Here is a 13,176-nt window from a genome sequence, read left to right as displayed (position 1 = left end):
TGACGGCCCGGGTTCAGGTGGACTCGCGCCGTACGACCGAGGAGCCGAGGACCCGGTGCACCTCCGGTTCGCCGCCCGGCTCGCGCACCGCGCGGTCGACGAGGGCGGCGAGGGCGCGGCCCGAGGGCAGTTCGATGCGGACGGTGCTCAGCCGGGGCCGCAGCAGCCGGCCGAGCATCAGGTCGTCGGCGCCGATCACGGCCACGTCCTCGGGGATGCGCCGCCCGGTGTCCTTCAGGGCGCGCATCAACAGCATGGCGTACTCGTCGTTGTAGGCGAACACCGCGTCCAACTCGGGCCAGTTTTTGACGAGTTCGGCGGCGGCCCGCTCCGTGTAGGCGAGCGGCACCCCGATGACGCTCGCCCCGGTGCCGCGCAGCGCCTGCCGGGCGCCGGCGAGCCGGGGTCTCGAATAGATCTCCAGGCCGGGCTCTTCCGGTACGACGACGCCGATCCGCCGCCTGCCGCGTTCGTACAGGTGGGCGGCCGCGCACCGGCCCACCGCGTCATGGTCCATCAGCAGGGCGTGCGCGCCCTCGACCCGTTCGGGACCGAGGGTGACGACCGCGCGGGCGCCGGAGCGTTTGAGGACGGCGACGCCCCGCGGGCCGATCCCGGTGCCGGGCACCAGGACGGCCACGGGCCGTAACTCGGCCCAGGCGCGGGCGGCGTCGTCGCCCTGGAGGCCGACGGAGCCGTGCTGGACGACGGTGTAGTCGAGTCGGTTCAGAGCGCCCTGGACCTCATTGAGGAACGCGCTGTAGAGGGGTCCGACGGGGATCGCCGGGGCGGGCATGAGGACCGTACGGCTGTGTCCCGCGCGCAGGCTGCGGGCGGCCGCGTGGGGGACGTACCCCAGTTCCCGCGCGGCCTCGTGGACGCGCCGCCGGGTGGCTTCGCTGATCCGCACGGCGTCGGTGTTGTTGAGGACGTAGGAGACGGTCGCGCGCGAGACGCCGGCCAGGCGGGCCACATCGGCACTCGTGGGAGTGTTCGGTATCTGCACCATGACAGACCGCATCTTGGCAGAGCGGCCCGGGGGTGCGGCGGGCGGGGGAACGTGGTTCGCTTTTTGACAACTCCCGTGTACGGCAGGGACGTTCGGCCCTTGCCGGGTGGGCGGGGTCAGGCGGGTGGCTGGGTGCGCGTCACCCGTGCGACCAGGTCCACCCAGGCCGACTCCAGGCGGGCCATGGGCATCCCGCACTGCCGGGTCAGATGGTGGATGAGCGCCGGATCGAGGGAGGCCAGCAGGGTCTGGGCCAGCAGTTCGCAGTCCGCGTCGGGCATGATCTGGCGCAGCAGCATGGTGACATGGGTGCGCAGCGCCTGTGTCGCGGGGTGGGAGAAGCGGCGGCACGCCTCGGGCTGGGCGGCGAGTTGCAGCTCCAGCTGCTCGGCGGAGCGGTAGAGCACCGCGATGCCGAACGCCCGCAGCCGCTCCAGGGGCGGCGCGCCGGGGCCGAGCGGCGGGGGCCCGCCGAGGAAGTCGGCCTGGAGCTGCCTGCCCGAGTGGTCGAGCAGGGCCATCAGCAGTCCGGTGCGGTCGCCGAAGCGCCGGAAGACCGTACCCTTGCCGACCTTGGCCGCCGAGGCGACGGCCTCCATGGTGACGCCGGCCACGCCGTGCTCCGCGATCAGCCGGGCGGCGGCCTCCAGCAGCCGGGCCCGGTTGCGGGCCGCGTCGGCGCGCAGACAGGGCTCCTCGGGAGCCGTGCCGAGCTCCAGCAGGGGTGGCGCGTCGGAGGGCTCCTGCGGCGTCGGGAAGGGCTGCGGCGCGCTGGACATGAAGACAGGGTAAAGCACCGGGAACAGAACTGGACCCCGGTCCGGTTAGAGTGGTAGAAATTTAAACGGACCTTGGTCCGGATCGTAACGGCGATGTTTCAGCCCCTGGAGATTTCCCATGTCTGTTCGTATCCTCGCGCTCGTCGGCAGCCTGCGTGCCGGTTCGCACAACCGTCAGCTGGCCGAGGCGGCCGCCAAGCTCGCCCCCGAGGGCGCCGAGGTCGTGCTCTTCGAGGGCCTGGCCGATGTGCCCTTCTACAACGAGGACATCGACGTCGAGGGTGGTGTCCCGGCCGCCGCCGCGGCGCTGCGTGAGGCCGCTCAGGGCGCCGACGCGTTCCTGCTGTTCTCGCCCGAGTACAACGGCACCATGCCGGCCGTCCTGAAGAACGCCATCGACTGGCTGTCCCGCCCGTACGGCGCCGGCGCCTTCGGCGGCAAGCCCGTCGCCGTGATCGGCACCGCCTTCGGCCAGTTCGGCGGCGTGTGGGCGCAGGACGACACCCGCAAGTCGGTCGGCATCGCCGGCGGCAAGGTGATCGAGGACATCAAGCTCTCGATCCCCGGCTCCATGACCCGCTTCGCCGAGACCCACCCGGTCGACGACGCCGAGGTCGCCGCCCAGCTGACCGAGGTCGTGGCGCGTCTGCACGGCACCGCGGCGGAGATCACGGCCGCCTGAGCCCCACCCGAACCACCCGTAGGGACCGAAGCCGAGCGGCCTCCGGCCCCTACGGGTTTTTTTCCGACCCCGGGGGGCTGACCTCTGGGGCCGACCTCTGCGGGCTCTTCCGGCCCGTAGAGGGTTTCCGACCCCTAGTGGGTTTCCGACCCCTACGGGTGTCTGCCAGCCTGTACGGGTTCTCCAGCCCCTACGGGTGCCTACCGGCCCGTACGGGTTCTCCAAGCCCCTACGGGTTTCTTCCAGCCCTAATAGGGCCCCTCCCCGGCCCCTCCGCCCCCTAAGTGGGTTTCCGGCGACTCCGCCCCCTCCGGATCCTCCGGGCCCATTACGGCAGCCGGGGGTACGACTCCGCGTCGGGCTCGACTTCCGGGAGTGGTCGGGGGTATGCGGACGATGGCCGTACGGCCATGATCGTGTCAGTCGCCCGAGGAGGAAGCCGTGTCCCTGGTCCCGCCCCCGTTCGACCCGGAACTGGCCGCGTGCCTGGAGTCGCTCGGGGACGCGGCCGCGCCCGGGTTCCGGCTGGCGGACCTCGACGCCGCCCGGCGCGGCGCCTGCCTGGCGGCACCGGACCTCACCCTGGGCGGCGCCTTCGAGGTGAGCGAGTACGCGGTGCCGGGTCCGCCCGGTGACCCCGGAGTCCCGCTGCTGGTCTGCCGTCCGAGGGGTACGACGGCCCCGCTGCCGGTGCTCTACCACGTACACGGCGGCGGCATGATGGCCGGCACCGACCGGGCCGGGGTGGAGGTCCCGCTGGACTGGGCGCGGGAGCTGGGCGCGGTGGTGGTGTCGGTCGACTACCGGCTCGCCCCCGAACACCCGCACCCCGCCCCGGTCGAGGACGTCTACGCGGGCCTCGTCTGGACCGCGGCGCACCCGGCGGAGATCGGCGGCGCCCCGCGGCGGATCGTCGTCGCGGGGGCCAGCGCGGGCGGCGGGCTCGCGGCGGCCGCCGCCCTGCTCGCCCGGGACCGGCAAGGCCCCTCCCTGCTCGGCCAGTTGCTGATGAGCCCGATGCTGGACGACCGCAACGACACCGTCTCCAGCAGGCAGATGACCGGCCGCGGCCTGTGGGACCGCACCGCCAACGAGACCGCCTGGACGGCGCTGCTGGGCACGGGCAGGGGCGGCCCGGACGTCTCCCCGTACGCGGCCCCGGCCCGCGCCACCGACCTGTCCGGGCTGCCACCGGCCTACCTCGACGTCGGCTCGGCGGAGACCTTCCGGGACGAGACGGTCGCTCACGCGTCCCGCCTCTGGGCGGCCGGCGGCCGGGCCGAACTCCACGTCTGGCCGGGCGCGTTCCACGGCTTCGACACCCTCGCCCCGGACGCGGCCCTGTCCCGCACGGCGCGCGCCGCCCGACTCGACTGGCTGCGGCGGCTGTTCGCGCGGTGAGGCACGAGGCCGGCCCGGCGGGCAACCCCCTCCCCAGCCCCGCTCGTTGACGTTACCGTTCGGTAGACCCCGTGTCCGGAGCCTCCCGGAGGTACTCGCCCATGACGCCCGACCGCTCCCCCGGTCTCGCCGAGTCCGCCCGTGCGCTCGCCGCCGGGGAGGTGACCTCCCGGACCCTGGTGGAGCGGACCCTGGCCCGGATCGAGGCCGGTCGGCCGGTGCTGAACGCCTTCCGTGTCGTGCGCGCCAAGGCCGCGCTCGCCGAAGCGGACGCCGCCGACCGGGAGTTGGCGGCGGGCGGGCGGCGCCCGTTGCTCGGGGTGCCGGTCGCGGTGAAGGACGACACGGACGTGGCGGGCGAGCCGACGGCGTTCGGCTGCGCGGGCGACTTCCCGCCGGTCGCCGAGGACGGGGAGGCGGTACGGCGGCTGCGCGCGGCCGGCGCGGTGATCGTCGGCAAGACGAACACCTGTGAGCTGGGGCAGTGGCCGTTCACGGAGGGGCGGGCCTTCGGCGACACCCGCAACCCCTGGCATCCCGGGCACACCCCGGGCGGTTCGTCGGGCGGCTCGGCGGCAGCGGTGGCGGCGGGCCTCGTCCCGGCCGCGCTCGGCTCCGACGGCGCCGGTTCGGTGCGCATACCGGCCGCCTGGACCCGGCTGATCGGCATCAAGCCGCAGCGCGGCCGCATCTCCACCTGGCCGCGCCCCGACCCCTTCCAGGGGATCACGGTCAACGGCACGCTGGCCCGTACGGTCGCCGACGCGGCCCTGCTGCTGGACGCCGCGAGCGGCAGCCACGCCCGGGATGTGCACCGGCCGCCCGCGCTGACGGTCGCGGACGCGGTCGGCCGCGATCCCGGCCGGCTGCGCATCGCGCTGTCCCTGAAGCCGCCGTTCACCGCCGTACCGTCCCGGCTGCATCCGCAGATCCGCGCGCGGGTCACCGAACTCGCCGGGCAGCTGGCCGCGTCGGGGCACGAGGTGACGGAGGACGACCCGCCCTACGGGCAGATCGGGCTGGCGTTCGTGCCCCGCGCCACCGCCGGGATCGCCGAACTGGTCGCCGAGGCCCCCGACCCCGCGCTGCTCGACCCCCGCACCCGGGGCGCGGCCCGGCTGGGCAGGCTGCTCGGCGGGGCCCCGCTGCGGGCGGCCCGGCGCGCGGAGGCGGCGCTGCAAGAGCGGATCGGCGCCTTCTTCCGGTCGTACGACGTGATCCTCGCCCCGACCACGGCGGCGCCCCCGCCGCGGATCGGCGCGCTGTACGGGCTCGGCGGGGCGGCCACGGACCGGGCGATGATCGGCGCGTGTCCGTACGCGTGGCCGTGGAATGTGCTGGGCTGGCCCGGGGTCAATGTGCCCGCCGGGTTCGCCGGGGACGGACTGCCGGTGGGGGCGCAGTTGCTCGGGCCCGCGGGAAGTGAGCCGCTGCTGGTGTCGCTCGCGGCCCAGCTGGAGGCGGAGTTGCGCTGGCACGAGCGGTGGCCGCCGGATCCGGCCGGGTGAGGGGTCAGACCGTGAGCAGGCCGATGCCCAGGGCGAGCAGGGCGGCGACCTTGAGGAGTTCCAGGGTCACGTACCACAGGTGGCTGCGGGAGCGGGGCAGTTCCTCGCCCGCGAGGACGCGGTCGGAGCGGCGGTTCAAGTAGGGGCGGACGGCGGCCAGTTGGGCCAGCAGGAGGACCGCGGCGGCCGCCGTCAGCCCGATGATCGAGGCGGGGGCGGCGCCGACCGCGACGGCGACGATCACCATGACCGCGAACGCCGCCTCGACCGTGTTCAGCGCCCGGAACACCAGTCGGCCGATGCCGAGCCCGACGGGGACGGTCACGCCCGGGGCGCGGAACTTCAGCGGCGCCTCCAGGAAGGAGATCGCCAGCACCATTCCGAGCCAGACGAAGGTGATGGCGGTGGCGACGGCCGCGGCCGTGGTGTTCATCGGTGGGTGCCCTTTCTCGTGTCCCGTGGTGCGGGGCTCGCCGCGCTCAAGTGGGCGTGGCAGGAGTCGGGTTCGGCGAACGGCTCCAGACGGGTCGCCGTCAGCGGCGCGTCGAGCCGGTCCAGGGCACCCTGGATCAGGCCGAGATGGAGGGGGCAGATCAACTCGCCGTGTTCCTCGGCCAGTTCGAGGAAGGGGCAGTGGCGGAGGCGGATCCGCTCCGGGGTGTTCTCGTCCGCCGCAGCCCCCGGCACGAGCTCCGGCTCGAAGCCCAGGTCGGTGAGGAGCGCGAGGAGCCGGGTGACCGACCGCTCGGCCGTCGGCCGTTCGAACGGCGGCAGTGGGTCGACGAGGAAGCGGCCCCATTCACGGCCCGTCTCCCCGGCCTGCTCGCGCGCCTCGGCCGGATCCGCGGACGTCCAGCGGCTGAGCAGCATCCGCGCCAGCAGCAGATACCCGCGCACCCCGCCGCGGTCCATGCCGGGGCGGACGGTGTAGACGGTGCGCGGGCGGCCGGGGCCGGTGGACGCCTCGGCCCGGCGCTCGACCAGGCCCTCGGCCACCAGGGCGTCCAGATGGAAGCGGACGGTGTTGGGGTGCACGCCGAGGCGCTCGGCCGTCTCCGTCACCCCGAGCGGCGCGGGCGCGGCGCGCAGCACGTCGAGCACGGCACGCCGACGCGGACTCTCCGCCATGTTCCGCCTCCCCTGACCTGCGCATATTTTTCATGAATTCTACGTGTAAAAATTGTACGCCGGGTCTCGGAGACCGAGGACAGCGAGGGGTAGAGATGACGTCAGAGGCCGAAGGGGCGAAACCGGTTCCGGAGCTCTTGTGCGATGCCCGGGCACTGGCCGAGGAGCCGCCGGTGCCGTCCGGGGTGCTGTGGAAACTCGCCGAGAGCGGGCGCCAGTTGGACGCCAACGTGGTGCGGATCGCGCCGGGCGAGCGGATCGCGGCGCACGCGGAGGGGCGACTGGATGTGCTGCTGCTGGTCGTCGCCGGGGCCGGGGTGCTCGGCGGGGGCGCCTCGGACGCGCCCCGGCCGGTCGCCGAGGGCGCCCTGGTGTGGCTGCCGCGCGGCTCCACCCGCAGCATCAGCGCCGGGGAGCGGGGCCTGACCTATCTCACCGTGCACAACCGCCGCCCCGGCATGGGCATCACCGCCCGGCCCGCGGACGGACCGTCCTGACCCATATCCGGACCGATCCGGACAGGCCCCAACCGGGATGCGGCAGGCACCCGTTGCCCCTGCGGGACGTGCCATTAAGGTGCCCCCGTGAGCACGTTTACCGACACCGATGAGAACGTCCCCGGCCGCCACGGCCCGCACGCCACCGCCGAGGCCGACCCGCGCGAGGTCGGCCGGGTGCGCACCGAGTACTCCCCGGCCCACGACGGCGACCCGGACCCGGGCGAGATCGTGTGGACCTGGGTGCCGTTCGAGGAGAACGACGGCCGGGGCAAGGACCGTCCGGTGCTGGTCGTCGCCCGCGAGGCGGCGGGCACCTTCCTGGCGGTGCAGCTCTCCAGCAAGCGGCACGACGGCGACCGGGAGTGGGTGGCCATCGGCAGCGGCCCCTGGGACCGCACGGGCCGGGACTCCTGGGTGGACGTGGACCGGGTGCTGCGCCTCCACGAGGACGGCATGCGCCGCGAGGCCTGCGCCCTGGACCGGATGCGGTTCAACCTGGTCCGGCAGCGGCTGCACGAGCGGTACGGCTGGACCTGACGGCCGACTCCGGGCTGCGGGGGCGCCAGGTCACGAGGACAGGCGCCCACCCCGCCCGACGCCGGGACGGAACCGCACCGCACCGGCCCCCTCAGACCCTGGCCAACAAGACCCCGGCCCGGCTAGACCCCGGCCGACGCGAATACCCGTACGAACGCCTGCCGTACCGTCGCCTGCGGCGTCCGGTCCAGGACTCCGAACACCACCCGCTCGAACGTCCGCTCGAACCGGCCCCCGGTGCCGAGCAGTTCCCGGAACGCGCCCGCGACCTGCTCCGGGTCGTTCTGGAAGACTCCGCAGCCCCAGGCGCCCAGTACCAGCCGCCGGTATCCGTGGGCCGCGGCGGTCTCCAGGACCCGCTCGGCGCGGGTCGCGAGGGCGGCCGGGATCTCGGCGGCGCGTTCGGGTGCCGTACGCCGCAGGACACCCGCGTTCGGGGCGGCGGCGGTCAGGAAGCCCACGCGGTAGGGCTCGGCGAGGAGCCGGCCGCGGTCGTCGCGGAAGACGGGGACGCCAGGGGTGTGGATCACCCGGTCGGAGTAGAGCGGGTCCCGGTCGGCGCGGTGATGGTCGTAGAACTCCCGGGCCTCCAGCAGGCACGTGTACAGCGCGGAGGCGCGGCACAGGGCCTCCTCCTGGGCCTGGGCGCCGTTCAGATAGCCGCCGCCGGGATTTCTCGCCGAGGCGAAGTTCAGGACGGCCACCGGCGCGTCCGCCAGCCGCCGGGCCGCCTCCGTGCTGCTCTCGCCGGTCACCTCGACGACCGTGGCGAGGCCCGGGGCCGACGGCACCGGGACCGGCCCGGGGCCGTACATCCGGGTGCCGGTGCGGGCGGCCGCCGTCGCGTCCGCGAGGGACACCTCCCGGCCTCCCGGGAGCCGGTAGCGGCCCGCCGCCACGATCTGTTCCGTCTCTGAGGCGATACCGCGCAGGCGTGCGCTCATGGCGCCACCCCCGTGGACGCCATGACCGCGGCCCGCGCGGTCTCCCCCGTTGTGCTCATGTCGTCATCCTGGGTGATGCTGGGAGGCGGTGCAACGGAGTTTCCCGGCCCCGGAATCCGCCGCGAACGCGCACGGTCACGAAGATGACCGTTCCGGAACGCCCGGAAGGGCGCTCTTGTGCGATCCGGCACGAGGGTCTTGGCTGGGACGAGTGCCGGTCCGGCCGACCGACGCCGGACCGCAGACATGGTGGAATCTCAGGAGGATCCCGACATGTCCGATGCGACAGACGAGGGTGGCGACTGTACGGGGCGCCGTGCGACCGTCACCGAGGCCGAGGTGGACGCCCTGGTCCAGGGCATCTGCTTCAAGACCGGGCCGCCCCGCACCCTCGGTGTGGAGCTGGAGTGGCTCATCCATGACCGGGACCTGCCGCAGCGTCCCGTGACACCCGACCGACTGCGCGCGGCCTACGCGGCCGTGCGGGCCGTACCCCTCGGTTCGGCGCTCACCGTCGAACCCGGCGGCCAGCTGGAGCTCAGCTCGCCGCCCGCCGCCTCCCTGATGGAGTGCGTCGGCACCGTCTCCGCCGACCTCGCGGCCGTCCGCGCCGTCCTCGACGAGCAGCGGCTCGTCCTCGTCGGCCTCGGGCACGATCCCTTCCGCGTCCCGGACCGGTTCCTGCGCGAGCCGCGCTACGACGCGATGGAGACCTGCCTGGACCGCACCGGACCGGCCGGGCGGCACATGATGCGCGCCTCCGCCTCCGTGCAGGTCTGCGTGGACGCGGGCCATGAGGAGCCGGGCCCGCTGGGGCACGGGCGGCGCTGGTGGCTGGCGCATCAGCTGGGCGCGGTCCTGGTGGCCGCGTTCGCCAACTCCCCGCTGGTCGACCGGCTGCCCACCGGCTGGCTGTCCACCCGGCAGCTGATGTGGGCAAAGATCGGCGCGGCCCGGGCGGGCGCGCCCCCGCCGCGCGAGGAGCCGCGGTCCGCGTGGGCCCGGCATGTGCTGGACTCCCCGGTGATGTGCGTGCGCCAAGACGGCGGGCCCTGGGAGGTCCCCGAGGGGCTGACCTTCCGGGAGTGGACCCGCGGTCAGGGGTCCCGGCCGCCCACCCGGGCGGACCTCGACTACCACCTGACCACCCTGTTCCCGCCGGTCAGACCGCGTGGCCATCTGGAGCTGCGGATGATCGACGCGCAGCCGGGCGAGGACGGCTGGATCGTGCCGCTCGCGGTGACGGCGGCGCTCTTCGACGATCCGCAGGCCGCCGAGACCGCCTACCGCTGTGTGAAGCCGCTGGCCGAGCGGGCCCTGAACCTGCCGGCCCCGCACAATCCGCTGTGGAGCGACGCGGCCCGGCTCGGGCTCGCCGACCCGGAGCTGCGGGAGGTGGCCGCCGCCTGTTTCGCGGCGGCGCTCGACGCGCTGCCCCGGCTCGGCGCCGACACCGGGGTGACGGACGCCGTCGCGGGGTACCTGGAGCGCCATGTCGCCCGGGGCCGCTGCCCGGCCGACGATCTGCTGGACGCGCTGCCCGGCACCCCTGCCGCCCCCGCCGGGAGCGGCCCCGCCGCCCGGGGCAGGAAGGACATTCCCTCATGACCGCAGCCAAGGCCGAGGCCACGACCGCGGAGCCGGACACCGAGGCGCTGCGCGAGCGCGCGCTGGCCTCGCTCACCACCGCCCGGGACCGCACCACCTTGCTGACCACCTGCGTGGACGAGCCCGATCTCACCGCGCAGCACTCGCCGTTGATGTCCCCGCTGGTGTGGGACCTCGCGCACATCGGCAACCAGGAGGAGCTGTGGCTGCTGCGGGCGGTCGGCGGGCGGGAGGCGATGCGCCCCGAGATCGACGGCCTGTACGACGCCTTCGAGCATCCACGCGCGAAGCGGCCCTCGCTGCCGCTGCTGCCGCCCGCGGAGGCCCGGCACTACGCGGCCGAGGTGCGCGGCCGGGTCATGGACGTGCTGGAGTCCGCCGACCTGAGGGGCAACCGGCTGACCGAGGCCGGGTTCGCCTTCGGGATGATCGCTCAGCACGAACAGCAGCACGACGAGACGATGCTGATCACCCATCAGCTGCGCAAGGGTCCCGCGGCGCTGACCGCGCCGGACCCGGAGCCGGGCCCGCCGTTCATGGGTCCGGCCGAAGTCCTCGTCCCCGGCGGCCCGTTCACCATGGGCACCTCCGGTGAGCCGTGGGCGCTGGACAATGAACGCCCGGCGCATCCACGGGAGGTGGCGCCGTTCTGGATCGACACCACCCCGGTGACGAACGCGGCGTACCAGGCGTTCATCGAGGACGGCGGCTACGACACCGAGCGCTGGTGGACGCCGGAGGGCTGGGCGCACATCCGGCGGGGCGGCATCGACGCGCCGCTGTTCTGGCGCCGGGAGGGCGAGCGCTGGCTGCGGCGCCGCTTCGGCACCACCGAGGTGGTGCCGCCCGATGAGCCGGTGCTGCATGTGTGCTGGTACGAGGCCGACGCGTACGCCCGCTGGGCCGGGCGCCGGCTGCCCACCGAGGCGGAGTGGGAGAAGGCCGCCCGGCACGACCCGGCCACCGGCCGCTCCCGGCGCTACCCCTGGGGCGACGCCGACCCGGGTCCGGAGCACGCCAACCTCGGCCAGCGGCACCTGGGCCCCGCCCCGGCCGGCAGCTACCCGGCGGGGGAATCCCCGCTCGGGGTACGGCAGTTGATCGGCGACGTGTGGGAGTGGACGGCGAGCGACTTCCTGCCGTACCCGGGCTTCCAGGCGTTCCCGTACAAGGAGTACTCGGAGGTGTTCTTCGGCGCCGAGCACAAGGTGCTGCGCGGCGGTTCGTTCGCCGTGGACCCGGTGGCCTGCCGGGGCACCTTCCGCAACTGGGACTATCCGATCCGGCGGCAGATCTTCTCCGGTTTCCGCACGGCCCGTTCGGAGGCTGTCTGATGTGCCGTCACCTCGCTTATGTGGGGCCTGAGTTGCCGCTGGGGCGGCTGCTGACGGAGCCGCCGTACAGCCTGTTCCGGCAGTCGTGGGCGCCGCGGCGGCAGCGGTACGGGACGGTCAACGCCGATGGTTTCGGCGTGGGCTGGTACGCCGAGGGTGATCCCGAGCCGGCCCGATACCGGCGGGCCGGGCCGATCTGGGCGGACCTGTCCTTCACCGATCTGGCCCGGGTGGTGCGCTCCGGCGCGGTGCTCGCCGCCGTGCGGGACGCCACCCTCGCGGGGGCGGACGCGGAGGCCGCGGCGGCGCCGTTCGCCGCGGGGCGCTGGCTGTTCAGCCACAACGGGGCGGTCGCGGGCTGGCCGGACGCGGCGGCGCCGCTGGTGCCCACGCTGCCCCCGGTCGATCTGCTGTCGCTGCCCGCGCGCACCGACTCGGCGTTCGTCTGGGCGCTGGTGCTGCACCGGCTGCGCACCGGGGCGGGCCCGGAGCGGGCCCTGGCCCAGGCGGTGCGGGAGGTCGCGCGGGCCGCCCCCGCCTCCCGGCTGAACCTGCTGCTGACGGATGGCACCAGCATCGCCGCCACCGCCTGGGGCGACAGCCTCTGGTACCGCACGGAGGCCGGACGGGGCACGGTCGTCGCCTCCGAGCCCTACGACGACGACCCGCTGTGGCAAGAGGTACCCGACCGCACCGTGCTCACCGCGGACAGCACCGGTGTGCTGCTCGCCCCGGCGGCGCGACCGGCCGCCGTACCACCTAAGGAGCCCTGCACGTGAGCCCTCTGCACGTCACCCGCACCCTCCCCGAGGACGCGACGGAGGCCGCGCTGCGCGCCGATGTCGAACACGGCCTGACCGACGATCCCAAGTGGCTGCCGCCGAAGTGGTTCTACGACGCCCGGGGCAGCGAACTCTTCGACAAGATCACCGAGTTGCCCGAGTACTACCCCACCCGTGCCGAGCGGGAGATCCTGGCCGCCCGGTCCGGTGAGATCGCCGCGGCGAGCGGGGCCAGGACGCTGATCGAGCTGGGCTCGGGCTCCTCGGAGAAGACCCGCTATCTGCTCGACGCCCTGACCTCGCTGGCCGCGTACGTCCCGGTCGACGTCAGCGAGAGCGCCCTCACCCAGGCCGGGCGGGCGCTCGTCGCGGAGCGCCCGGACCTCGATGTGCACGCGCTGATCGCCGACTTCACCGCGCCGCTCGACCTGCCCCCGACGCCGGGCCCCCGGCTGGTGGCGTTCCTCGGCGGCACCATCGGCAATCTGCTGCCCGCCGAGCGCGCCGCGTTCCTCGCCTCGGTACGCGCCCTGCTGGAACCAGGCGACGGCCTGCTGCTCGGCACCGACCTCGTCAAGGACGAGCAGGTGCTGGTGCGGGCGTACGACGACGCGTCCGGGGTGACGGCCGCGTTCGACAGGAACGTGCTGAACGTCGTCAACCGCGAGCTGGGCGCCGACTTCGACCCGGACGCCTTCGAGCACGTGGCGCTGTGGGACGCCCGCCGGGAGTGGATCGAGATGCGTCTGCGCTCGCGGACGGCGCAGACCGTGAAGGTGCCCGCGCTGGGCCTCGCGGTCGAGTTCGCGGCGGGCGAGGAGCTGCGCACCGAGGTGTCGGCGAAGTTCCGCGAGGAGGGGGTGAGCCGGGAACTGGCCGCCGCCGGGCTGGGGTTGACCCATTGGTGGACCGATGCGCAGGACCGGTTCGCGCTGTCGCTGAGCGTGGCGCGGTGAGGCGAGGC

At 74.3% G+C, this 13,176-nt stretch carries 14 protein-coding genes; 9 read left to right on the top strand and 5 right to left on the bottom strand.

Annotated elements, in window-relative coordinates; translation table 11 throughout:
• Nucleotides 1–13: 13 nt before the first annotated feature.
• Nucleotides 14–1,009 (bottom strand): LacI family DNA-binding transcriptional regulator, encoded by a 996-nt coding sequence (locus AB0N90_RS16245; protein WP_365196877.1) that lies wholly within the window; start codon nt 1,007–1,009, stop codon nt 14–16.
• Between the two features lie 116 nt (nt 1,010–1,125).
• Entirely contained in the window at nt 1,126–1,788 is a 663-nt protein-coding gene (locus AB0N90_RS16240) for a TetR/AcrR family transcriptional regulator (RefSeq protein WP_365196874.1), read from the bottom strand.
• Nucleotides 1,789–1,906: 118 nt separating this feature from the next.
• Here AB0N90_RS16240 and AB0N90_RS16235 point away from each other — a divergent pair, with 118 nt between their 5' ends.
• The 3 genes from AB0N90_RS16235 (at nt 1,907) to AB0N90_RS16225 (ending at nt 5,379) form a co-directional block, all read left to right on the top strand.
• Nucleotides 1,907–2,470 carry an NAD(P)H-dependent oxidoreductase gene (locus AB0N90_RS16235; RefSeq protein WP_361673297.1) on the top strand — a complete coding sequence of 188 codons (564 nt, stop codon included), beginning with the start codon at nt 1,907–1,909 and terminating at the stop codon, nt 2,468–2,470.
• Nucleotides 2,471–2,911: 441 nt separating this feature from the next.
• Entirely contained in the window at nt 2,912–3,871 is a 960-nt protein-coding gene (locus tag AB0N90_RS16230) for an alpha/beta hydrolase (RefSeq protein WP_365196872.1), read from the top strand.
• Between the two features lie 101 nt (nt 3,872–3,972).
• Nucleotides 3,973–5,379: an amidase gene (locus AB0N90_RS16225; RefSeq protein ID WP_365196870.1), complete on the top strand. Its 1,407-nt coding sequence runs from the start codon at nt 3,973–3,975 to the stop codon at nt 5,377–5,379.
• Nucleotides 5,380–5,383: 4 nt separating this feature from the next.
• Here AB0N90_RS16225 and AB0N90_RS16220 read toward each other — a convergent pair whose 3' ends face one another.
• Both AB0N90_RS16220 and AB0N90_RS16215 read right to left on the bottom strand, forming a co-directional pair.
• On the bottom strand, nt 5,384–5,812 hold the full coding sequence (locus AB0N90_RS16220; protein ID WP_361673305.1) for a hypothetical protein: 429 nt from the start codon (nt 5,810–5,812) through the stop codon (nt 5,384–5,386).
• A complete protein-coding gene (locus AB0N90_RS16215; protein ID WP_365196868.1) occupies nt 5,809–6,507 on the bottom strand; it encodes a helix-turn-helix domain-containing protein in 699 nt (232 codons plus the stop codon). The genes AB0N90_RS16220 and AB0N90_RS16215 overlap by 4 nt, the downstream gene beginning before the upstream one ends.
• 95 nt (nt 6,508–6,602) lie before the next feature.
• Here AB0N90_RS16215 and AB0N90_RS16210 point away from each other — a divergent pair, with 95 nt between their 5' ends.
• The gene (locus tag AB0N90_RS16210; RefSeq protein WP_365196865.1) at nt 6,603–7,004 is read left to right on the top strand and encodes a hypothetical protein; all 402 of its coding nucleotides are present in this window, start codon (nt 6,603–6,605) and stop codon (nt 7,002–7,004) included.
• An 87-nt stretch (nt 7,005–7,091) separates the two neighbouring features.
• Nucleotides 7,092–7,544: a type II toxin-antitoxin system PemK/MazF family toxin gene (locus tag AB0N90_RS16205; protein WP_361673312.1), complete on the top strand. Its 453-nt coding sequence runs from the start codon at nt 7,092–7,094 to the stop codon at nt 7,542–7,544.
• Nucleotides 7,545–7,666: 122 nt separating this feature from the next.
• Here AB0N90_RS16205 and AB0N90_RS16200 read toward each other — a convergent pair whose 3' ends face one another.
• Nucleotides 7,667–8,488, bottom strand: coding sequence for a TIGR02452 family protein (locus tag AB0N90_RS16200; protein ID WP_365196862.1), 822 nt, complete (start codon nt 8,486–8,488; stop codon nt 7,667–7,669).
• 273 nt (nt 8,489–8,761) lie between these two features.
• Between AB0N90_RS16200 and egtA the strand changes: the two genes are divergently transcribed.
• From egtA to egtD, 4 genes are read left to right on the top strand one after another with little or no spacing between them, the layout of a single operon-like run.
• Nucleotides 8,762–10,096 (top strand): ergothioneine biosynthesis glutamate--cysteine ligase EgtA, encoded by a 1,335-nt coding sequence (gene egtA / locus AB0N90_RS16195; RefSeq protein WP_365196860.1) that lies wholly within the window; start codon nt 8,762–8,764, stop codon nt 10,094–10,096.
• On the top strand, nt 10,093–11,430 hold the full coding sequence (egtB, locus tag AB0N90_RS16190; RefSeq protein WP_365196857.1) for an ergothioneine biosynthesis protein EgtB: 1,338 nt from the start codon (nt 10,093–10,095) through the stop codon (nt 11,428–11,430). Before egtA ends, egtB begins: the two co-directional genes overlap by 4 nt.
• Nucleotides 11,430–12,209: an ergothioneine biosynthesis protein EgtC gene (gene egtC, locus AB0N90_RS16185; protein WP_365196854.1), complete on the top strand. Its 780-nt coding sequence runs from the start codon at nt 11,430–11,432 to the stop codon at nt 12,207–12,209. The genes egtB and egtC overlap by 1 nt, the downstream gene beginning before the upstream one ends.
• Entirely contained in the window at nt 12,206–13,168 is a 963-nt protein-coding gene (gene egtD / locus AB0N90_RS16180; protein ID WP_365196851.1) for an L-histidine N(alpha)-methyltransferase, read from the top strand. Before egtC ends, egtD begins: the two co-directional genes overlap by 4 nt.
• Nucleotides 13,169–13,176 lie beyond the last annotated feature (8 nt).

Origin of the sequence: Streptomyces sp. NPDC093018 (assembly GCF_040684035.1) — a bacterium.
GTDB lineage: Bacteria > Actinomycetota > Actinomycetes > Streptomycetales > Streptomycetaceae > Streptomyces > Streptomyces murinus.
The sequence above is the reverse complement of the archived record's forward strand: the minus strand, read 5'-3'. Positions and strand labels throughout refer to the sequence as shown.

Bases quoted from the DNA above. Each gene is read 5' to 3' on its own strand.
- egtA (WP_365196860.1), top strand. From the start codon at position 8,762: ATGTCCGATGCGACAGACGAGGGTGGCGACTGTACGGGGCGCCGTGCG.
- egtC (WP_365196854.1), top strand. From the start codon at position 11,430: ATGTGCCGTCACCTCGCTTATGTGGGGCCTGAGTTGCCGCTGGGGCGG.
- AB0N90_RS16210 (WP_365196865.1), top strand. From the start codon at position 6,603: ATGACGTCAGAGGCCGAAGGGGCGAAACCGGTTCCGGAGCTCTTGTGC.
- AB0N90_RS16200 (WP_365196862.1), bottom strand. From the start codon at position 8,488: ATGAGCGCACGCCTGCGCGGTATCGCCTCAGAGACGGAACAGATCGTG.
- AB0N90_RS16225 (WP_365196870.1), top strand. From the start codon at position 3,973: ATGACGCCCGACCGCTCCCCCGGTCTCGCCGAGTCCGCCCGTGCGCTC.
- egtB (WP_365196857.1), top strand. From the start codon at position 10,093: ATGACCGCAGCCAAGGCCGAGGCCACGACCGCGGAGCCGGACACCGAG.
- AB0N90_RS16235 (WP_361673297.1), top strand. From the start codon at position 1,907: ATGTCTGTTCGTATCCTCGCGCTCGTCGGCAGCCTGCGTGCCGGTTCG.
- AB0N90_RS16220 (WP_361673305.1), bottom strand. From the start codon at position 5,812: ATGAACACCACGGCCGCGGCCGTCGCCACCGCCATCACCTTCGTCTGG.
- AB0N90_RS16240 (WP_365196874.1), bottom strand. From the start codon at position 1,788: ATGTCCAGCGCGCCGCAGCCCTTCCCGACGCCGCAGGAGCCCTCCGAC.
- AB0N90_RS16245 (WP_365196877.1), bottom strand. From the start codon at position 1,009: ATGGTGCAGATACCGAACACTCCCACGAGTGCCGATGTGGCCCGCCTG.
- AB0N90_RS16215 (WP_365196868.1), bottom strand. From the start codon at position 6,507: ATGGCGGAGAGTCCGCGTCGGCGTGCCGTGCTCGACGTGCTGCGCGCC.